Annotated in this window: 19 protein-coding genes; 10 read left to right on the top strand and 9 right to left on the bottom strand. The window is 37.3% G+C overall.

All coding sequences use genetic code 11. The features are described 5' to 3' along the window. Positions 1–1,328 precede the first annotated feature (1,328 nt). The 3 genes from ACM03V_RS27335 to ndhL form a co-directional block, all read right to left on the bottom strand. Positions 1,329–1,970 (bottom strand): heterocyst differentiation related protein, encoded by a 642-nt coding sequence (locus tag ACM03V_RS27335; RefSeq protein WP_414623957.1) that lies wholly within the window; start codon positions 1,968–1,970, stop codon positions 1,329–1,331. A 670-nt stretch (positions 1,971–2,640) separates the two neighbouring features. Then, on the bottom strand, positions 2,641–2,946 hold the full coding sequence (locus ACM03V_RS27330; protein ID WP_414623956.1) for a DUF3007 family protein: 306 nt from the start codon (positions 2,944–2,946) through the stop codon (positions 2,641–2,643). A 26-nt stretch (positions 2,947–2,972) separates the two neighbouring features. Beyond that, complete coding sequence (ndhL, locus tag ACM03V_RS27325) at positions 2,973–3,233, bottom strand: NAD(P)H-quinone oxidoreductase subunit L (protein WP_414623955.1); 261 nt, start codon at positions 3,231–3,233, stop codon at positions 2,973–2,975. A 1,285-nt stretch (positions 3,234–4,518) separates the two neighbouring features. On the opposite strand from ndhL, the gene ACM03V_RS27320 reads away from it, so the two are divergent. Next, the gene (locus ACM03V_RS27320) at positions 4,519–5,835 is read left to right on the top strand and encodes a hypothetical protein (RefSeq protein ID WP_414623990.1); all 1,317 of its coding nucleotides are present in this window, start codon (positions 4,519–4,521) and stop codon (positions 5,833–5,835) included. Positions 5,836–5,981: 146 nt separating this feature from the next. Here ACM03V_RS27320 and ACM03V_RS27315 read toward each other — a convergent pair whose 3' ends face one another. Then, complete coding sequence (locus ACM03V_RS27315) at positions 5,982–6,896, bottom strand: lysylphosphatidylglycerol synthase transmembrane domain-containing protein (RefSeq protein ID WP_414623954.1); 915 nt, start codon at positions 6,894–6,896, stop codon at positions 5,982–5,984. A gap of 737 nt (positions 6,897–7,633) precedes the next feature. Here ACM03V_RS27315 and ACM03V_RS27310 point away from each other — a divergent pair. The 5 genes from ACM03V_RS27310 (at position 7,634) to ACM03V_RS27290 (ending at position 10,320) form a co-directional block, all read left to right on the top strand. Beyond that, positions 7,634–8,068 (top strand): DUF6658 family protein, encoded by a 435-nt coding sequence (locus tag ACM03V_RS27310; protein WP_414623953.1) that lies wholly within the window; start codon positions 7,634–7,636, stop codon positions 8,066–8,068. Between the two features lie 89 nt (positions 8,069–8,157). Next, positions 8,158–8,745, top strand: coding sequence for a hypothetical protein (locus ACM03V_RS27305; RefSeq protein WP_414623952.1), 588 nt, complete (start codon positions 8,158–8,160; stop codon positions 8,743–8,745). A 35-nt stretch (positions 8,746–8,780) separates the two neighbouring features. Beyond that, the gene (locus ACM03V_RS27300; RefSeq protein WP_414623951.1) at positions 8,781–8,939 is read left to right on the top strand and encodes a hypothetical protein; all 159 of its coding nucleotides are present in this window, start codon (positions 8,781–8,783) and stop codon (positions 8,937–8,939) included. A 150-nt stretch (positions 8,940–9,089) separates the two neighbouring features. Then, the gene (locus tag ACM03V_RS27295; RefSeq protein WP_414623950.1) at positions 9,090–9,296 is read left to right on the top strand and encodes a hypothetical protein; all 207 of its coding nucleotides are present in this window, start codon (positions 9,090–9,092) and stop codon (positions 9,294–9,296) included. Between the two features lie 34 nt (positions 9,297–9,330). After that, positions 9,331–10,320 carry an RNA-guided endonuclease InsQ/TnpB family protein gene (locus ACM03V_RS27290; protein ID WP_414623949.1) on the top strand — a complete coding sequence of 330 codons (990 nt, stop codon included), beginning with the start codon at positions 9,331–9,333 and terminating at the stop codon, positions 10,318–10,320. Positions 10,321–10,332: 12 nt separating this feature from the next. Here the strand turns inward: ACM03V_RS27290 and modB are convergent, their stop codons facing one another. The 3 genes from modB to modA (ACM03V_RS27275) form a co-directional block, all read right to left on the bottom strand. After that, entirely contained in the window at positions 10,333–12,144 is a 1,812-nt protein-coding gene (gene modB, locus ACM03V_RS27285; protein ID WP_414623948.1) for a molybdate ABC transporter permease subunit, read from the bottom strand. Positions 12,145–12,195: 51 nt separating this feature from the next. Beyond that, on the bottom strand, positions 12,196–13,008 hold the full coding sequence (gene modA / locus ACM03V_RS27280; protein ID WP_414623947.1) for a molybdate ABC transporter substrate-binding protein: 813 nt from the start codon (positions 13,006–13,008) through the stop codon (positions 12,196–12,198). Positions 13,009–13,186: 178 nt separating this feature from the next. Further along, on the bottom strand, positions 13,187–13,987 hold the full coding sequence (gene modA, locus ACM03V_RS27275; protein WP_414623946.1) for a molybdate ABC transporter substrate-binding protein: 801 nt from the start codon (positions 13,985–13,987) through the stop codon (positions 13,187–13,189). A gap of 94 nt (positions 13,988–14,081) precedes the next feature. Here modA (ACM03V_RS27275) and ACM03V_RS27270 point away from each other — a divergent pair, with 94 nt between their 5' ends. The 3 genes from ACM03V_RS27270 to ACM03V_RS27260 all read left to right on the top strand — a co-directional run bounded on the left by ACM03V_RS27270 (position 14,082) and on the right by ACM03V_RS27260 (position 17,667). Beyond that, complete coding sequence (locus ACM03V_RS27270; protein ID WP_414623945.1) at positions 14,082–14,579, top strand: TOBE domain-containing protein; 498 nt, start codon at positions 14,082–14,084, stop codon at positions 14,577–14,579. Positions 14,580–14,930: 351 nt separating this feature from the next. Beyond that, complete coding sequence (locus ACM03V_RS27265; RefSeq protein WP_414623944.1) at positions 14,931–15,722, top strand: PEP-CTERM sorting domain-containing protein; 792 nt, start codon at positions 14,931–14,933, stop codon at positions 15,720–15,722. A gap of 76 nt (positions 15,723–15,798) precedes the next feature. Further along, the gene (locus ACM03V_RS27260) at positions 15,799–17,667 is read left to right on the top strand and encodes an iron uptake porin (protein WP_414623943.1); all 1,869 of its coding nucleotides are present in this window, start codon (positions 15,799–15,801) and stop codon (positions 17,665–17,667) included. Positions 17,668–17,842: 175 nt separating this feature from the next. On the opposite strand, the gene ACM03V_RS27255 is transcribed toward ACM03V_RS27260, so the two are convergent. Both ACM03V_RS27255 and larC read right to left on the bottom strand, forming a co-directional pair. Continuing rightward, complete coding sequence (locus ACM03V_RS27255) at positions 17,843–18,052, bottom strand: TOBE domain-containing protein (RefSeq protein ID WP_414623942.1); 210 nt, start codon at positions 18,050–18,052, stop codon at positions 17,843–17,845. Positions 18,053–18,167: 115 nt separating this feature from the next. Beyond that, positions 18,168–19,496: a nickel pincer cofactor biosynthesis protein LarC gene (gene larC, locus ACM03V_RS27250; RefSeq protein WP_414623941.1), complete on the bottom strand. Its 1,329-nt coding sequence runs from the start codon at positions 19,494–19,496 to the stop codon at positions 18,168–18,170. Between the two features lie 255 nt (positions 19,497–19,751). Here larC and ACM03V_RS27245 point away from each other — a divergent pair, with 255 nt between their 5' ends. After that, positions 19,752–20,408, top strand: coding sequence for an L-threonylcarbamoyladenylate synthase (locus ACM03V_RS27245; RefSeq protein ID WP_414623940.1), 657 nt, complete (start codon positions 19,752–19,754; stop codon positions 20,406–20,408). Positions 20,409–20,594 lie beyond the last annotated feature (186 nt).

Raw genomic sequence — 20,594 nt, 5'->3', positions numbered from 1 at the left:
CTACTTGTAATTCTGAGAACCAAAATTGCAGCTACTAACTACATTTAAGGTTCTCCGAAACTCAGTATTTATGAACTGCCCTACACACTATATGTTTCTAATTTACAATCTAGACCACTACCTAAAACCTGACTTTGCCGAATCTTTATCTAATAACCACACTTAAGTAATATTACTCAGATTTTTCACTTAAGCAATCAGGGATTTCTTGTTTAGTTATGTATTTATTATTGCCAAAATATTGTGCGTATTACTTCTTACAGCATAAATACTCTAACAAAATAATATTTGTATCATTTAATATAAAAATAAATTATGTAGTGATTTTGTCATCTGCAATAATTAATTTAATTTGAAAAAAAATAATAAATTATCCTGAAACTGCAAGATGCAAGTTGAATAGGTAATCAACTATAGGAATTAGTAAAAATGTAACTAATTACTATTGACCTTTTAAAGAGCGCTTCATCTTTCATTTAGACGCAAACTAATTTACATCTTAATGTAATATAAATCACGCTATTCTCATCCTGATTGCTGCTTATCGTTTAGAGCTACGTCCAGAAAAAATTTTTTTTATACTATTACTCAGCAAATACACTTGTAGTCAGGTGTAATTATCTGTATAGACAGTTCATGAAGTGTCTACTCAAAATATAACTTTTTATGTATTTTTTGCTTCTTTTGCCCTGCGATTACTGAAGACAATACAAAATTTAGAGGTCAATACTGCTCCCTAAACATCGATCTATAAAGAAAAATATCTAATTTTGATCTGCACGCACAACCTTGGAAGGAGAATTTTATCAAGAAGATCGAAGGGATTAGTTGCGAATAGTATTTATGATTTTTCTATATTTGTCGAAAAATACCGATCAAAAATTTGAATTGCGATACACCCGTTCACCGCTAGGTGCGGCGAGCGGTGTCGGCTAAGCCGCACCTACGGTAAACGCCTATCACCATTCCCATCTGAAAAAAATTTATCTTGTTAAATTAAATAAGTTCGCAGAAATAAATATAATTATGTAACAGAATGTAAATAGCCTTAAAAACCTTACCGCTACTGCCTCATCATAATTACAATTTTCAACACCAACCTACTTACAGTTGACTTTTCTAGGTGAACCTTTGTCTGATGCCCCCGAATTGAAGGCTCACGCGTTGCTCAAAGTAAACCTCTAGAAAACATCTATTAGTAATAGTCCCTCAAAGGTATTGAGGGAGCTTCAAAGCCATTAAATTGCAACAATCAATATAATTTTCAATTTGAGCCTGCGCTGTCATCGGGACAGATGCAGCGCTACGAACCTCATTCTTAATTTTTTTTAATAAGTATCGTCGTATTCAGGTGCTTCCATCCGTCTTTCCGAACGAGGAGGTAGAAATTCAGCACGGCGTACCGGAGGAGATATCGTATTGCCCGAAGCATTATAAGGATGAATTACCTGTACTGTTCGAGTCGGACGCTGTTTTGGAGAAAACAAAGCAGAAACTCCAGCAACTACAATACCACCGCCAACTGTAAGAGCCATTCCTCCTACAGCCCAAAGTATACCCGAAGACCACCAAGGTTCTTGGGGCTGTTGCAATGCAGCTTGTTGCGCCGAATTTTGATTTTGTTGGGCGCTTAATTGCGATTGGTAGTAAGTTTGTACTTGAGACTGGAACTGTTGATTTTGATTCTTTAACAGGTCATTTTCCCGTTGCAGGGTATCGAGTTGGGTTTTTTGACGTTCCAACTGCGTCCGTAACTCTATTGAATCGGGATTTGGGGGAAGTTGATTGGGGTAAACTGGTACGCCAGGATAAGCACCCGGTTGAGCCATATACGGTTGTGCGACTACGGGAGACTGCACTTGCGGGGCATTAAAAGTTGCTGGGAGGGAATTACCACTACCTTTCAACAATAAAAGAGCCGCCAGTCCAGCTACTGCAACTCCACCAATAAATGCCATACTTTCACTCATAACCTTTGCCCCTACAGCGCGACAAAATTAAAATCATTGATAACCTACACTCTCTCACACTCATTATTTATACCTTACTCAACGATTACTTGTGTAACGAAAATATAATAATTTCCTAACAGCTAGTGCAGGTTGTTACTGACGGTCTTCTTAATATATTCAAGATCATATCGCTGAAATTGTCTACTACAGCCGATTGAATAAGACATTATTATTATGCATCTTTTATATAGTTTTTCATTGCTATCAATATTAGCGATCGGTGTCTATTTAACCATTGTCACTGTATTAAAGAGTATTTCAGCCATAAATTAATCATAAATATCGGGCAATTTATCCGGAAAAAGCTATCTTGCTGAAATTGGATTATCGCCGTAATAATACTGATGACCAATGAATAAAAACGGTCATGTTGATAATTTACTAGCTCCGCATAGCTCAAAGCCTGTCAACTGGATTAACCATCTAGAATGAACTTAGCTTCGTTATATCTTAATGTGTAAATACTAAAAATAATTTAACTATCAAAGATACTTATGTATAACAGTGGATATTCTTATGGTGGCTGCGAGCAAAAAAGTTTGTAGTAAGAGTTTTAACTCTTATATTGAGGTCACAAACCCTCACTACAAACCAGCATGAGTAATTAATGTGGTGAGTTCTTCAACTACTAACTAGCTTCTTCCTGTTCCACCTCAGCTAAAAGTTTATCCCTTTGTTCTGGAGAAAGTTGGTCTAGCCTAGAAGCCAAAAATGCTTTTTCGTATTCTTCGCGCTGTTGATGGTAAGTCATTTTGTTTCCTACAGCACGGAAAATATAGGTAAACAACCAGCCAATTAAACCTGCAACCAATAAAACTTGGCTCCAGATACCAGCGCTCAAGTTATTTAAACCTGCAAATTGAAGAACCACATAGGCTAAACCACCCAAAACAAAAACGCCAAATACAATTCCGATAGCGTCAATGCGTCGCATTTATAAATATGCCCTGCGAATATATTTTAAACTTCGATCTGTCGTCGTCGGGGTCTGAAATTCACGAAGGGTGATAGCAGTAGCAAGCCCGGAAAGAACAAGAACACAAGAAAATACATGAAGCCGCGTTCAAAGGAACTGACTGAATACCAGCGAAATTTCATGTAAGTCAGCACGAGAACCGGAATGACCAACAAGTAAGAACCTGCTAAAGCTAAGTAGGTTAAAGGTAGAATTAGCGTCTCGGTCTGCAAGTTCTGTAAATAATTCAGTAGATTCTGTAGCATCTGTCTTCGTGTGAGTCACGCTCATGGTTGGATCTTTAAGTTCCATAATAAGCTAATCGCTTTGTGTTGAGAAAGTTTTAGTTAGAGCCATTGATTACCTGTTGCCAAGCTAGGTTGAGCCAATAAAGAGGGGCGTAAAAAATCCTTACGAAAAAAAAGTTTTAAAAAATGTTGGACAAAATACGTAATTAATGGTCAAATATATGAGGAGATATTTGAACAACAAGCAAATATCTACAAATTCCCCAAAAAAATGGGGGTGTGGCGGAATGGTAGACGCTACGGACTTAAAAAGTTGAGCCTTGTTGAAGAAATTCTTCAAGTGGATGCTCTCAAACTCAGGGAAACCTAAATCTTACAAGAGACAAGGCAATCCTGAGCCAAGCCAAACCATTATGTTAAAACTCACAAAGTTTAACGGTTCGGAAGGTGCAGAGACTCGACGGGAGCGACCCTAACGTACAGGGCAAATAGTTATATTGTTTGTTAAGTCGAGGGTAAAGAGAGAGTCCAATTCTTAAAGCCTTATATTTTAAAAAATATTAAGGCAGTAGCGAAAGTTACGGGAGAATGAAAATCCGTTGACCTTATAAAGTCGTGAGGGTTCAAGTCCCTCCACCCCCACTAAAAACTAATAGTTTGATTGCTATCCCGAATGTAATTACATTCGGGACAAATTTTTTTATCAGGGAGTAGGGAGTAGGGAGTAGGGAGTCGCGAGTAGGAAATAAATTTTTAATTTGATTGGCAAGCATAATATTGTTTTAAGCAATAACGCATTTGTAGTGCGAGCGTCTCGCTCGCTGATTGCCACTAGTACAAGTCGGCGTAAATAAGGCAACCATTAAAAATAGCTGAAAAGCCTAGAAAATCAAACTTCTTACTTCTTACTTCTTACTTCTTACTTCCGCGAAGCGGTACTAGCGAGACGCTCGCACTACGAATTTATTACCGGGATATTTCGCTACTCGCGACTTTCTACTCTCTACTTCCTACTCGCTACTCGCTACTCCCCATTCCCTACAATAAAACTTATATTTTCTTGATTGCGACAATTTTAAAGGAATTAACTAATTACGGATACGGTCGAGTCCGTATAATATTTTAAATATTATATCGGGAATTACATAAGCTGATGCAATATTTTTATCTCCTGGTCATAAATTTATCAAATTTATGTAAAAAAAATACTTAAGTTTTGAACAATCGATTGATGCTCCTGGTTGTGAAGGATAAGCTAGTAACAACTGCCCTTGCTGAGACTTTGGGTCTTGAGAACCATAACATGATTGTCGATCGCTTACCGAGTATACAGGGTAAAAAGCATCTTCTTGATTTGAATGATAGAGGATTAGATGTGCAGGCTGCACAAGAAAAAGTTTATAGCTTTTTTCTAGAGATTGTTCAAAGTCAAGAACCGGAAGATGTTTTACAAGAATTTAAAGATTTATTTATAAATTGTTTAGATTCTGCTAATTCTAATTCCGAACTAGGGGTATACCAAATTTTTGTCGGTAGTAACGAACCGGAGTTTCGGAATACTCTAAAACGGACTTGTTACATACTGATCAACAATTGGGAAAATCGTCGTCAATACAAATATATTCAAAATTTAATTGATTTATTTAGTGAGTATACGCCAAAAAATACTTTAAGCTGTTCTAGAAAAATCAATATTTTTAGAGCTTGGTTAACAAACTTTATTAATAGTAAAGATTATCAAGAACTAAACTTATTTGCGATTAGACATGAAGAAAAAAGTAATCTTCATTGGACAAAACGCTATAGCTCTTATTTGTTATTAGCTCAGTCTACAGACAAAAATAATCCGAAAGAACAACAAGATGCGGCAAAACGTCTTTCTAAACAATTAAAAGACAAGTTTAAATTTGAGTTAGCAATGTATATTGCTCGCTCTCAATCTGCGGCTTCTAATATTAATCGTTACAATAATCCCAGTATTTTGGGAGATGAGGTTTTACGTTTAATCAAAGTCATTGTTGTCAGAAGAGGTGTGTTTACCTATGAAAATATTGCCAATATTTTTGTTAAGCAGACTCGAAATCAAAATTTAAAAGAATTCAAACAAAGCTTACTGAAGTATTTGATATATTCGGTAAGTCAACAAGAATTTGTTGAAACAGTAGAGCAGAAACTCTCTGGGAAGTTGTTTGCATGGAAAACTGATTATCACAAAGTAGAAATTGACAAGAATTTATTACTGAGAACTTGTAATAAAGTAATTGATTGTCTGATTTCAGAAAATGGCAAAGAACCTTCTGGGCTATTTATTTTACTGCTTTCTCAAGGGAATCCTCTGACTTTGGTAATTGCACTTCTGAAAATAGTTTTAATTAGTAAACATTCGCGTCGTCATTTAGAAATGCGAATTGCTAATATAATTAATTATTATGAAATATATCAGGAAGAAGAGTGTGATTGGGTAATTAAGTTTATCGAAGTATTTAACATAACCTTTGCAATTTACGCAGAGAACGTTGAATACAATTTAATCAAAATGCAAGAAAATGATAACGAACTACAAACTAATTTAGATACTTATCGAGTATTTTCTCAATTAAGATTAAGTAGAAAAGAATGATTAGTAATAGGGAATACTGTGGAAAGTTTTTACAATAATAATATTAGTAATAGAGCATAATTTTTATTGTACATTCAGCTTTACAAGCTATTGAGAGCGGAAAACTTAACATCAAAGGCAGCTATTACGGCTATAAGTATTTGAGATTAAAAAAGCCGTTGATCGAACCAAGCAAGACTTGCAGCAGCAGTTTCAGCAACAATGCTAATTAAACGATACAAAACACTAGCACTAATGATAAGTGCCATAGGGAAAGACTGCTGTAAAAGCGCGATCGCAGTTGCTTCAAATACTCCGATGCCACCGGGGGCACCAGGAACAACCAAACCCAGCAACCAAGCGAAACTGAATGCTCCTATTACTAAAGGAAGCTGACTTAAATTTATTGGAGCTATTGCATATAAAGTGATAATAAAACCGCAGGCACGAAGTAATAAAAAGCCGAATTCTCCAAGCAAAGGTATTAGTGGATAGCGATTCAGACTTAAAGAAACACTATTAAAATTACCAGTTTTCGATTTATTATCTTTCCGACGGTGTACAAAACGAATTATTGGATTGAGAAATAAAGGATGAAGCAGGCAAAGGGCTACTATTAAACCCAATATTTGCCCTATTAGTACAGCAACTGAACTCTCCATCAAAGTGAACTGGCTGCACAAAAGCACAACAATCAAAGCTGCTGTTGCCATTAACAAGGGTTCGAGTAGTACGCTAATAGTAGCAGCGCTGGTACTAACTTTTAAATCCTTTGCAGCCATGATTCTTCCAACGTAATGTCCTATATTACCCGGTAAATACTTAGCAATATTTGTTTTAAGATAAGCCTGAATCAGTTTTATAGAGCTTGGATCTCGCTCGAACTCTTTAATAATCCAACTCCATACCCACCCAGCCCAAATATGTGCTAGCAAGGTAACACCAGTCGCAGTTGCTAAAATTGCCCATCCAGCCGCATCAATACGAATAGCTGCGACTTCTTGCCAATTATTTTTTAAAGCACTTGCCAGAAAAAACAGTGTTCCACCCAAAAGCAGCCAGCGTAAAACTTGCTTAATCATTAGTATCATTTTGCTGATAAAGTTTTCAAACAGGCAAACACAACAAATAATATGTTAGATCGACCAGAAGCCCAAGTAATAAGAGTAACTTTATGCCTAAATTTTTAGTTTCATTTTTTTGACGAACAATTATAAGTACTAAAATTATCTGGTTGTTCAGCACAAAGGGATGCGGCATTAAATAATCGGAAAGAGGGAACGGGCAACAGGGAATATATACTTGGCTTATAAAGTTTTTTTCTGAAGCTGAGCGCATACCAAATACTGAAGAACCATAATTTTAAACTTGATTATTAATTAGAATTCATATTTAGATTTCAGGAATACTTAGAGCACCTAAATAAATTAATTGACTTAGAAGCGGTAAAAACTCTAAAGTGGTTAATTTAGAAAATTTGCCTTATTCCCATTTATATCTAAAAATCACTCTTTAGATGGATTTAAAATTATATTATTGTATAACCAAATATTTATATACGATGGATATGAATAGACGATTTATATATTTGGATAAAAATGCAATTTTTTCGACTTATATCTCTCCAAAGTAAGAGAAATATATAGTTAAAGTATTCGCAATAATAAGACCTTTGCTAGAGGAAAAGGTTGTTTTTTTTGATGTAATGTTGACAATTGATAATCAAATTTAGCAGTCTCGAACGGGTAGCATCTGTTTACTAAGCAAATACGTATGTAAACCGGAAGTTACCTCCAAGAGATTAGCCAGGAGGACTTCATTGAATAAATTAACCGGATTTTTAAAAAAACTGCAATCGCGCCAGATTTTGACTGTATTTTTGGCTGGTATATTACTGTTTGCGACCAGCATGACTTTTAATAATAGTCAATATTCTTTAGACGTAAATTCAAATAATCCCGATTCGCAATTGTTAATTGCTGCAAAATCTGATGGATTGCTGTATCCCGGTGCAGAAACTCCCGCAGGTAGAATTGCCAAAGAGAAAGAATTGCCAATTAAGGGTTTGGAAGCCACTAACTCAAGAGAGCCGGGTGGATTTAATCAGCGGCAAGCAGACTTTGGCGATCGCGTTGAAGGAAGACTTGATGCTGTGAAAGAATCAGTAAAAGAAGCTTCAAGCTTTTTACAAGATAAAGCCGAAGAAGCAAGTGCAAGACCTGAATTACAGAAGAATCCAGCTTTAGGCAAATAAAGTTAATTCAAAAGAATCAATTAAGAGTTTAAATTTTGATTCTTTTTCAGGTTACAACTCATTCAATCGTTCAAACAAAGGAGTAAATAATGAATAAAGTATTTTCTGCATTGAGAAAAATTCAAATTAAGCAAATTCTAACTGCTTTTGTGTTAGGAACATTGCTATTTGTTACCCAGGCTTGCAGTTCAGTTGATGCAAAAAGCCCTGATTCTGGTTATCAGGGAGGAATGAACAAGTATAGCGATGTCGATCCTAGAAGCAAAGATGCTGAAGCCGCAGCAAAAATGAAAGCTAAGGGTTTGAGAGATAATGCTGAAGTAAATGAAATCGACCAAACTGGTAGCTTGGGTGGTAATACTCGTCGCACTTTGGATAAGAAAGGAGAAAACCTCAAAGATTTAGGTAAAAATGCCAAAGAAGATGCGGGATATGCAGCAGATAAAGCTCAAGAAGAAGCTGGAAATTTCGCTGAAGGTACCAAGCGAGGAGTTGAAAATATCAAAGACAATACCTCTGATGCATTTGGTAGGCTTACTAACAATGCAGGTGATGTAGCTGAAGATGCGAAGTTAGGTACTCAGCGTGCTGCTAAAGATGCAAAATTAAGTACTAAACGTGCTGCTGAAGATGCTGGTAATGCAGTACAAAGAACATTAAGAGATGCAGTTGATTAATACGAGTCTTTAATTAATTGTTAAGCGGGTAGGATATGCGATATTCTATCCGTTTTTATTGCGATCGCCTTTTAATTCTAACTCCAATATTTACAGAAAAACGAGTTGAAAGCCCTTCGTCTTTAGACAAGGGACGGACACTTTCTTCAACGCGGGGAACCCGCGCACAGAAGTGTCCTCATGAAAACGAGTAAAGATAGTTTTAACTATCCCATAACATGATATAGTTATACTAGTTTTCAATTAATCCAATGTACGGTTGTCAACAAGTTTTAGTAAAACAAAATAAGAACTTAATTGCAATATTGACATTCTTATGTTCGGAGTCTCATAAACTGACGAATATGGGAATTCCTACAGCTAGGCAGTTATACTTTAAAGCTAAAAAAGGAATTGGCAAATATGATTTAGAAAAAATATACAAAGATAATAATCATTTTAAGGTTTTGTATTCGCAAGCTGCACAACAAATACTAAGAACGGTAGCTGAATCATTTAAATCTTATTATGGGTTAATTAAAGCATATACATCTATGAAAAATAACTACTAGACCACGGATACCTAACTATAGAAAAAGGGGAGGTATGGCTACGGTTAGTTATCCTAAACAAGCACTTAAATTAAAAGATGGTCAAATAAGAGTACCTTTAGGCAATACTTGTAAACGGTGGTTTGGAATAGATAGTTTTTATATTCCAATGCCAGCAAATCTGAAATTTATTGATATCAAAGAGTTAAGAATACTGCCCAGAAATAAATGTTTTTATTTCGAGTTTGTTTATAAAAAAGATATAGATAGCGATTTATTAAATCAAGATAATGTATTAGGCATAGACCCAGGATTAACTAATTGGTTAACCTGCGTATCTAACGTTGGTATCAGCTTTATTCTTGATGGCAAACAAGTTAAATCTATGAATCGTTGGTACAATAAAAAAGTATCAACTATAAAAAAAGATAAACTTCAGGGTTTTTGGAACAAAAAACTAGCTGCTATAACTGAAAAACGTAACCGTCAAATGAGAGACGGGATTAATAAAGCCGCAAAAATAGTAGTTAATCATTGTTTGGAAAACAATATAGGTACTATTATATTTGGATGGAATAAAGGGAATAAAAATGAAATAGAACTAGGTAAAAAGAATAATTCAGAATTTGTTCCTATTCCTACAGCTAGACTTAAAGATAGAATATCTCAACTGTGCGAACAATATGGAATTAAATTTATAGAAACTGAAGAAAGCTACACTAGCAAAACATCTTTTTTAGATGGCGACTATCTACCTTCATATGGTGAAAAACCCAACTTATGGAAGCCATCAGGAAAAAGAACAAAGCGCGGGTTGTACAGAACAGCTAGCAATTTTTATATCAATGCGGATGCCAATGCAGCAGCCAACATCATTCGCAAAGTAAGCAGAACGCTGGGCTTAAACCTATCACGACTGTGTAGGGACGTTTTGACTCGTCCCACCCGGATAAATCTCTGGGTGACAGCTAATAAAGATAAAAAGTGTAGTGACGTGGTTTCAACCCGTCATGCAACATCCTTATTGGAATCTCCTCGACTTTAGTCAGGAGAGAAGTCAATCCATCAAAATCAACCGTAAGGAATCCAAGCGCACGTACCAAGGAAAAGATTTATCTTTAATTGTTGTCCATTTTTCCTTAAATAATTCTGCTTGTAGGTGATAATCGCTTTTATTTTGTGCGGGATAATGTAATTTTAAAAATAGCGTCATTCGGTGCGGAGTTTCGATAGAATTTGCTAACCAACATGGGAAAGTATTTTCCCGATTTGCATCGTTAGTGAAAGTAATTTGATGAGCGCGAATGCCGACATAAGATAAATTTTTAGGGATTGGTTCAATAATTTGTAGCGTACAACCCCAATCAACTGCTTCTACAGTTTCAACCTCTTTACAAACAGCTTTAGAAAAATTTTTACAGCCTGTAATTTGAGCAACTGTAACTGTTTGTGGGTTTTCAAAAACTTCTTGTTTAGAAGCATATTGTATTGTTTTCCCTGCTGACAATACCAATAAATTCGGACAAATGCGGTAAGCTTCCTCCATATTATGAGTGACGAATAAAGACACACCATCATAATCGGCAAGCTTTGCCATCATTTCCTGCTCTAATTGGCTGCGTAGATAGGTATCCAACGCCGAAAATGGTTCATCTAATAGTAATGCTTCCGGTTGCGAAGCCAAAGCCCTTGCCAAGGCTACCCGTTGTTGCTGCCCCCCGGAAAGTTGGTGAGGATATCTATTTCCCATCCCTGCTAACTGTAGCGCTACTAATTGAGTTTCGACTTGTTGCTTAATCGCTGTATTCGATAAACCTTTGGATAAACCAAAAGCGATGTTTTGCGCTACCGTCATGTGAGGAAACAAAGCGTAATTCTGGACTAAAAAACCAATCTTGCGATCGCGTGACGGTAGATTAATTTTATGTTCCGAGTCGAACAATACTCGTCCGTTCAAAATAATCTTTCCCGATGTAGGTGTTTCTACTCCCGCCAAACAGCGTAAAATCATACTCTTGCCAGCCCCAGAACCTCCTAATAATCCCAAAGGTTGGTTATCTGCACTGAATGAGACTTGTAAATCAAAATCGGCAAGTTGCTTGTAAATATCAACAATTAGGGAGTAGGGAGCAGCAAGTGAGGAGTTAGGAGTTAAGAGTGAGGAGTGAGGCGTTAGTTGTATATTCTTCCCTGTTCTCCCTTTTCTCTTACTCCGTGATTCCTGCCAAATATTCGCCCCAATAATCCCGGATAAAGATGTAGCCATAATTACCAGGGACCAAAACCAAGCTTCGTTATTATCTCCCCCTTCCACGGCAAAATAAATCGCTAGGGGTATTGTTTGAGTTTGTCCGGGAATGCTACCAGCCAGCATCAAAGTTGCACCAAATTCTCCCAAAGCACGAGCAAAAGCTAATGTAGTCCCTGCTAAAACCCCAGGTAGCGATAGGGGTAACATAATCCGCCAAAATACTGTTGATTGAGAAGCTCCTAAAGTCTTTGCTACCAGTAGAAGATTTTGGTCGATTTGTTCAAAAGCCCCTAAAGCCGTGCGATACATCAACGGAAAAGAAACAACAGTCGCCGCGATCGCAGCTCCATACCAGTTAAAAACAACACTAAAGCCGCCGAATTTATCCAGAAATTGCCCTGCTGGACCAAATTTACCAAAAAACATCAGCAGTAAAAAACCAACGACAGTAGGAGGCAAAATTAAGGGAGCAACAAATATTCCTTCAATAAATGACTTACCTTTACCTTGATATTGCAGCATCCAATAAGCAGCAGCAATCCCAACGAAAAAGGTAATTACTGTTGCGAGTAAAGAAGTTTTTACTGATATCCAAAAGGGAGTTAAATCTTGAGGCATAGAACAATGAACAATTATCAATAAACAGTTTTACCCATCTTCGCTATTTGATTAGTTTACAATTACTGTAAATCCTTGTTTTTCAAATACAGCTTTAGCTTGATCGCTTGAGAGAAATTGCACAAATTCCTTAGCTGCGTCTATATTATTACTACTTTTGAGAACTGCAACAGGGTAAGTAATTGGCTTATGGGTTGTTTCGTCTGCTGTTGCGACAACTTTTACCTGGGGAGAGATTTTTGCGTCTGAGAGATAAACGATACCAGCGTCGGTGTTTCCTGACTCGACGTAGTTCAACGCTTGACGTACATCTTTCGCGTACACAGCTTTGGGTTTTACTTGTGCTAAAACGTTGAGCGAAGTCAAGACTTCTTGAGCATATTGTCCTGCGGGAACACTTTTGGGTTCACCTAATGCAATTTTCTTAACGCTTGGTTTTACTAAGTCTTGAAAATCTTTTACCCCAGTAGAATTTTGCGGTACGATTAATACCAATTGATTTTTCAACAAATCTTGACGGGTTCCTTCTAACAAAAGCCCTTGTTTTTCTAAAGCATCCATTTGTTTAGTTGCAGCAGAAACGAAAATATCAGCAGGTGCGCCTTGTTCAATTTGTCGCTGTAATGCACCCGAACTACCAAGGTTATATGTCAATTCAACTTCTGGATTTTCCTGGTTGTATAAAGGTTTGATTTGCTCCATCGCATCTTTTAAACTAGCAGCTGCCGATACGGTTAAACTCGCGGTTGATGCTGCGGATGGTGAAGTTGTAGAAGGATTAGGGGTAATTTGACTGCAACCGACAGTTATTAACAGAGATAGAAACACCCAGCCCAAAAAAGAAGTAATTTGTGTCTTGTTCATAAGAAATTCTCGGTAGTTTGGAAACTCAGAGTCTTTAGACCTGTTCGCGCAGTATGTCCTCTTAGGGCAAGAGTAAAAACGCCGCGTGCGACTTTAGTCGCCGTGGACTTTGTATTTTTGGGATGTAACAATCAAGCCAATTGACCGCTTAATTAATCGGACTTTATATCAAATATTATTAGGGCAGAATAAACCCGTATTTTTTGAACACAGCTTGAGCTGGTTCGGTAGATAAATAGTTAACAAACTCTTTGGCAGCAGCAACCTTCTTACTTTGTTTTAATACTGCCATTGGATAAACTATAGGTGAATGATACTTCTCATCCGCAGCCACAACAGTTTTAACTTTGTTAGAAATTTTGGCATCAGTTCGATAAACTAAACCCGCATCAGCGTTTCCAGCTTCCACCGCAGCTAAAACTTGACGCACATTATTAGCGAAAACTAATTTTGACTTTACTTTGTTGTAAATACCCAACTTTTGCAGTACCTGTTCTCCATATTGTCCAGCAGGAACGCTTCTGGGTTCACCAATGGCAATTTTTTTAATATCGTCTCTAGTCAAATTAAAAAAACTGGTGACACCAACTTTGCTCTTGGGAACAATCAATACTAAACGATTCTTAACTAAAACGCTGCGAGTACCTGCAACCAGCTTTCCTGACTGTTCTAAGGTATCTACCTGCTTTTTACCAGCAGAAAGAAATATATCAGCTGGAGCGCCTTGCTGGATTTGTTGCAACAAAGCACCAGAAGCGCCAAAATTATAATTGATAGTGACTCCAGAATTACTTCTTTGGTAATTACCTTTAATTTCCTCCATTACGTCTTTTAAACTAGCAGCAGTGGATACTAATAAAGTAGTATTTGATTGGGCAACTACAGTTGAAGTAGAAGGAGTTAATAACGGTGAGCCAATTGTCAACAACAAACTGGCAATCATCGTACCAACGAAAGCAAAAAGTTGTCTTCTATTCATTATTGACAAATAATGAGAAATTTTCTCGTAAAATTAATGGTTGTTTTTATAATACCAACTTTTAACCAACTTACCAATTAATTTGGTAATATTTATGCCAAGAAAAGAACAAGGATGGGTTACATTTCAAACATCAGAGGAAGAACGGAAAATCCTCGACGATTTCTGTCAGCAGTCTCAGCGGACTAAAACTGAGATTTTACGGGAAATGGTGCGGACTTTGGGTAAGCATTCTGCACCACCATTACCAACCGAAGAGGAACCAATTGAGATTGAAAATCCTCTACCAGCTAAAAAAAGTCGTCAGAAATCTACTAAGCAAGTTGATAATATTGATGCTAATTTCCTACCCGATACAGAAACTAGCAGTCCAAAGAAAGCATTAAAAGTGAGTTCTCGCAATACCCTAAAAGGTATAGTTACGCGAATTATTCCTGGAGCAGTTAATGCGGAAGTGACACTAGAAATTGTGCATCGAGTTAAATTAACTTCAGTCATTACCAGAGTTTCAGCCGAAGAACTCGAACTTGCTGTGGGTGAGGAAGCTTATGCAGTAATTAAATCTACAGATATTGCGATCGCGATCGAGTGAATGCGATCGGATTGCGAGCAGTGTCATATTACTATTATCCAAAATAAACATAAATAATTTTAAATTAAGTATCGAAAGTTACAGCAGCTTTATAATACCAACTATTATGTTAAATCTACACTTACAAAGTTGGTATATAAAAGAAGAAAATTATAATCCAACCGAAATAATTTAATTTCGCTTATTCATAGTGGTATTAAGTGCAGATATAAGTAACTGCTTTTATTTAGAGATTACAGGGCAACTAAAATAAACTTAAACTGTAACAACAACTACATTATTTCCAATATAATTGGTATAAAGTTGATACCAATTAAGTTGGTAAATACCGATTAAACATTTTCAAAATTTATGAAAAAGTCTTTGCTTACCGTCTTACTTATTACAGGATTAGCATTAAATTTACTTAGCAATAATCCTCTCTATGCAGCTGTAAAAACTAAAGATGCAGTGCTAAATAAAAATTTGATAGTCAACGGTAATGGGGAACAAGGAACTTGCGATCCAGTAGGGAATGCTGTCGGTTCTGACATACCGGATATTCCGGCTTGGAAAACAACTGGTAGCTTTAGCATCCTTTGCTACGGAGCCAGTGGTTTTGAGTTTGTAAACAACCAAGGTACTTCAGTGCGTGTCAGCGGACTTCCTGACGCTAATAGTCCCGGACCAGAGAATCGAGGTCAAAATTTGTTTTTTGGTGGTGCAGATAGAGCTTCTTCAAGTGCTTCTCAATTAATTAATCTGACTGACCTAGCATCAGTTATTGATGCAGGTAAAGGTGGTTACGATTTGGGTGCTTGGTTGGGTGGATATGACACCGACTTAGACAATGTATTGCTAAGTCTGGATTTTTTAGATCGAGATGGTTTGTCTTTGGGTAAAACTAATATTGCTTCACCGACTCCAAAGGAAAGGAATAACATCACTGGCTTATTATTTAAGTCTACTCAAGGGATACTTCCGGTTGGTTCGCGACAAGTTAACGTTGCGTTGAATATGAATTACGTGCGCGGACGTGTCAATGATGCTTATGCTGACAAACTTTCGTTTGTAGTTACTAAAGTTCCCGAACCATCGATGAATTTTGGCTTTTTGCTTGGTGGGGTAGTTCTGGCTACTTTAAAGTTGCGTAAAGCTTTGTAACGAAGCATCTCGGAGATTAACAATATTTACCAACTGGGTTGGTGGTATTTTCAGCATATTTGGAGATGTGAGGTAAATGTTTAATATTTTGTGGAATTCCTTGCGGATTGCGCCTTTTTTGGCTGCATATACCTTGTTTGCTGGTGCTGCGTTGGCAAAATCAACCTCGGAAAATTCTCAGCAGTCAGAGTTAGATCAAATAGATATTGAAGGGAATATATCCGTACAACTCGATCCAATTAAAGACCAGCTAATTCCTGTTTCCCAATCTGATCAAAATAATGCGTCAGACTCAGAATCAACCATGTCACAGGTAACATCGGTGTCGGAACTATCGGACGTACAGCCGACAGACTGGGCATTTCAAGCCCTACAATCGCTAGTTGAACGTTATGGATGTATTGCCGGATATCCAAACGGTACTTTTAGAGGTAATCGAGCCTTGACTCGCTATGAATTTGCGGCTGGTTTGAATGCTTGTTTAAATCGAGTCAACGAACTGATTGCTGCGGGTACAGCCGATCTAGTTAGAAAAGAGGACTTAATAGAACTGCAAAAGCTATCAGAAGAATTTGCCGACGGACTAGCCGAACTGCGAGGAAGAATTGACCCTTTAGAAGCACGGGCGGCAGTTTTGGAAAGTCAGCAGTTTTCCGCTACCACTAAATTAAGTGGAGATGCCATTTTTAATGTGGGAGGTGTATTCGGTGACGATAGAGCGCTGACATCCGATCGGTGGAGAGAGATTAATAACCCTGCACTTACCCCAGATCAAAGAGATGCAGTTAGAGCATCTGCTTATGGTGCCGGGGGTTCTAAATTGCAAGACAATACAATTTTCAGCGATCGCGTTCGTTTAATTTTAGATTCTAGCTTTACAGGAAAAGACCGCTTGCGAATTATCCTCAAAGCTAATAACACTATTCCTTTCAACGGTGGTGTTACTGGTACAAATATGACCCGTCTGGGATACGATACAACAGTTCGACAGGAAAACACTATAGATGTAGGTAAAATATTCTATAGTTTCCCTTTGGGTGAAAAAGGTAATATTGTTGTTGATGCCGTTGGTGGGTCGTTCTTCGATAACTTCAACACTGTTAATCCTCAGTTTTCCGCAGCTACAGCAGGTGCATTATCTCGCTTTGGTCGATTCGCACCCATTTACCGAGCTAGCAACACCGGACTTGCAGCTGGTAAAGGTGCTGGGGTGAGTGCAACATATAAGCTGAATGACACCTTTACTCTATCAGCTGGTTATTTGGCTCGTAACGTGGAAGATCCAGGAATCAAGAAAGGATTATTCGATGGTAGTTATGGTGCTTTAACTCAATTAGCCATTCAACCAAATAAAAATACAACCATTGCTTTAACCTACGCTCATTCTTACTTTAGCGGTGCGATTAATGGTGTCGCAACAGGAGATGTCAACGTTTCTGGTTCCGAAGGTAGTGCTTTTGCTGCTACTCCCTTTGGTAACACGATTGCAACTTCAGCTAATCATTACGGCTTACAAACCAGCTATCGCTTGAATCCAAAATTCGTGCTTTCTGGTTGGTTGGGATACACTCAAGCAAAAGCGGAAACAAGTTCCGGTAATGTCGCTACGACGAATAATGTAAATAAAGGTGATAAAGCCGATATTTGGAATTGGGCTGTTACTTTAGCTTTCCCAGATTTAGGTAAAAAAGGTAATTTGGGTGGAATTATTTTTGGTCAACCACCGAAAGTGACAAGTAATGATTTCGGTCCAGCTGTGGTTACTCCTACTACTAATCGACGCGAAGATAGCGATACATCTTTCCATTTAGAAGCATTATATCGCTATCAAGTTAATCCTAGATTATCAATTACGCCAGCTTTGATTGTTATTTTTAATCCCGAACATAATAGTAACAATGACACTATTTATGAAGGAGTTGTGAGAACTACATTTAGATTTTGATTATTTGGTTTTAGTGTCGTTTTAATAATCGTCATAACATACTTAGTCCTCTTCCAAAATCAAGGGGATTTTTTTTTATGAATGATTTATCTCTCAAAAATTATCATAAAAAGACTAAAATAAGCAGTTTATGGAAATAAATAAACTGCTGATTCATACTCAATATACTTAATTTTTAGTCTATAGCAACTATTACATCAGATGATTTAATCATCGCGTAGGCTGGTTGACCAATTGTCAAATTAAGGTTTTCTACCGATGTTTTTGTAATTATCGCATTTACTTCTATTCCAGGGGCAATTTCTAAAAGCACCTCTGTATTGATTGCTCCGGGGATAATTTTTTTCACGGTACCTTTGAAACTGTTGCGAGCGCTTACTTTCATACCCTGTATTTTTTGAAACAGACAAAATAAATTTAACAAAGCAAAGAAACCAAAGTCTTCAGTAATTTTACGGTCTTATGTAGAAGCTCTCCGTAAATTTTCTTGTATTATAAATTTATTGATGATTTTTTGCATACCAACTTTGCAATACCAGGCGATGAATTTCTTGCCAGGGAATATCATATTTTCGTGCTAACTCGGCACAATCTGTATATTCGGGATGTACGTTTGCAATAACTTTATCTTGTACTGTTCCCTTCCACGCTACTTTAACTCTAACTTTGCCATATTCAGTAATTAAATCTTGAATTTCTCTTTGGAGTACGGCACGTTGTTGAGTAAAACGGCGAATTCCTAATGTGGTGGTTTCTCGAAATAAAACCGTTTCACATTCAGCTAAATCTTGTGGATGACAAATTACAGTTAATAAAATTCCCGGACGAGATTTTTTCATTCCTACAGCTTGGGTAAAAACATCTACGGCACCTACTGCAAATAATGCTTCAAATATATAACCTATTGCTTGAGGACTAATATCATCTATTTGTGTTTCTAAAACCGAAATATTTTCTAAATAAGGACTAATTTCTGAATTTTGTAATTGGTTTATATCATCATCTGTGGTTTCACCCAACCAAATACGTAAAATATTTGGTATTTCTAAATCTTTATTTCCCGCACCCATACCGATTTTTTCAATATTCATTTCGGGTGGAGAACCGAATTCTATTGCAAGAGTTGTCACAATAGCGGCACCTGTTGGTGTAACTAATTCTCGTTCGATACCGTTGCTATAAACCGGACATTTCCGCATTTCCCACAATTTTAATACTGCTGGCACGGGTACAGCCATTATTCCATGTGCAGCACGTACATTTCCTCCGCCAGTTGGCAGCTTAGAGCAGTATAGTAAAGGTAATCCTTGATTATCGCTGTCAATACCCAACCAATCTAAACCCAAACAAGTTCCTACAATATCCACTATGGCATCTACAGCACCTACTTCATGGAAATGAACTTTTTCTGGGGCAATACCGTGTACCGCTCCTTCTGCCACTGCTAATTGTCGGAATATTGCCAAACTCCAAGCTTTAACCCTTGGGGGCAAACCTGCTTTTTCGATGATTTGTTCAATTTCTGGTAAATGTCGTCCGTGATGGTGATGTTGATGATGGTGGTGAGACCACTCGCGTGGGTCGTCTCCCTCCGTTGAGCGAAGTGGCGAACCCGAAGGGTGATTCTCGATTAAATCTACATGAACTTTCGAGGCTTGCTGACTTTTACGGCTAACAAGTTCAGTCCACAGTTTATATTCTGGCTCAATTCCTAAGTTCGACAGATTTTCAATTAAGTATTCAATACTTACACCCAGACTGACTAAAGCTCCCAAACACATATCACCAGAAATTCCAGTTGGACATTGAAAATAAACAATTTTACTCATGATTACAATTAGCAGTTACCAGTTAAGAGACTTTTAATTAGGGATTTTAGATTAGAAATTAATTTGTTTTTATGCTAAAGTTCCGGTGAAAAACCTCCTTTAGCTGTTTATATCAAAAATATGTTTTATTCATAACATTTTTTTCTGAATTAATATTCTTTGTTTCCACTGTTCCCCGTTGCCCCCAACCCTCAACCCTATTTACTTTTAAAACCAATTCTTAATTCATTTATTACACACTAATATTTTTCTCTCATGGCAAAAATCTTTACCCTCCATCCTGATAATCCGCAAAATCGCCGAATAGAAGATATTATTGTCGCGTTAAAAAGTGGCGCTGTTATGCTTTATCCCACCGATACGGTTTATGCGATCGGTTGCGATTTAAACCATAAGTCCGCTATCGGGCGGGTACGACAAATAAAGCAGTTAGCGAATGACAAACCACTGACATTTTTATGTCCTTCTCTTTCAAACGTGGCTACTTACGCTTTTGTCAATAATGCAGCTTATAGAATTATGAAGCATCTGATTCCGGGAACTTACACTTTTTTGCTACCTGCTACCAAGTTAGTACCAAAATTAGTACAAAATCCAAAACGTAAAACTACTGGGATTCGAGTACCTGACAATGCGGTTTGTTTGTCGTTATTAGAAGCTTTGGGAAACCCAATTATTTCAACTTCAGCCCATATACCACCACCTTCAGATGCCGATTATGACGAATGGCTTGAACTTGAAACTTTATCGCGAGTGGAGCTATTTGACCGGATGGAAAGCTTGGTAGACGTAATCATAGATACTGGCAAAGAGCCTAGTTATCAAGTCTCCACAATTTTAGATTTAACTGAGGAACAGCCAACAGTTATACGTCAAGGTTTGGGTTGGGAGGAAGTCGAAGGATGGATTTAACAATTTTGGATTTTGGATTTTAGATTTTAGATTTTAGATTTTGGATTGGGGAATTAAGAGTTAGGAGTTAGGAGTTAAGAGTTAGGAGTTGAAATTTCCTCTTGTCCCCTTGTCCCCTTGTCCCCTTGTCCCCTTGTCGCCTTGTCCCCTTGTCGCCTTGTCCCCTTGTCGCCTTGTCCCCTTGTC

Source organism: Calothrix sp. CCY 0018, from assembly GCF_963920925.1.
Lineage (GTDB): Bacteria > Cyanobacteriota > Cyanobacteriia > Cyanobacteriales > Nostocaceae > Rivularia.
The sequence above is the reverse complement of the archived record's forward strand: the minus strand, read 5'-3'. Positions and strand labels throughout refer to the sequence as shown.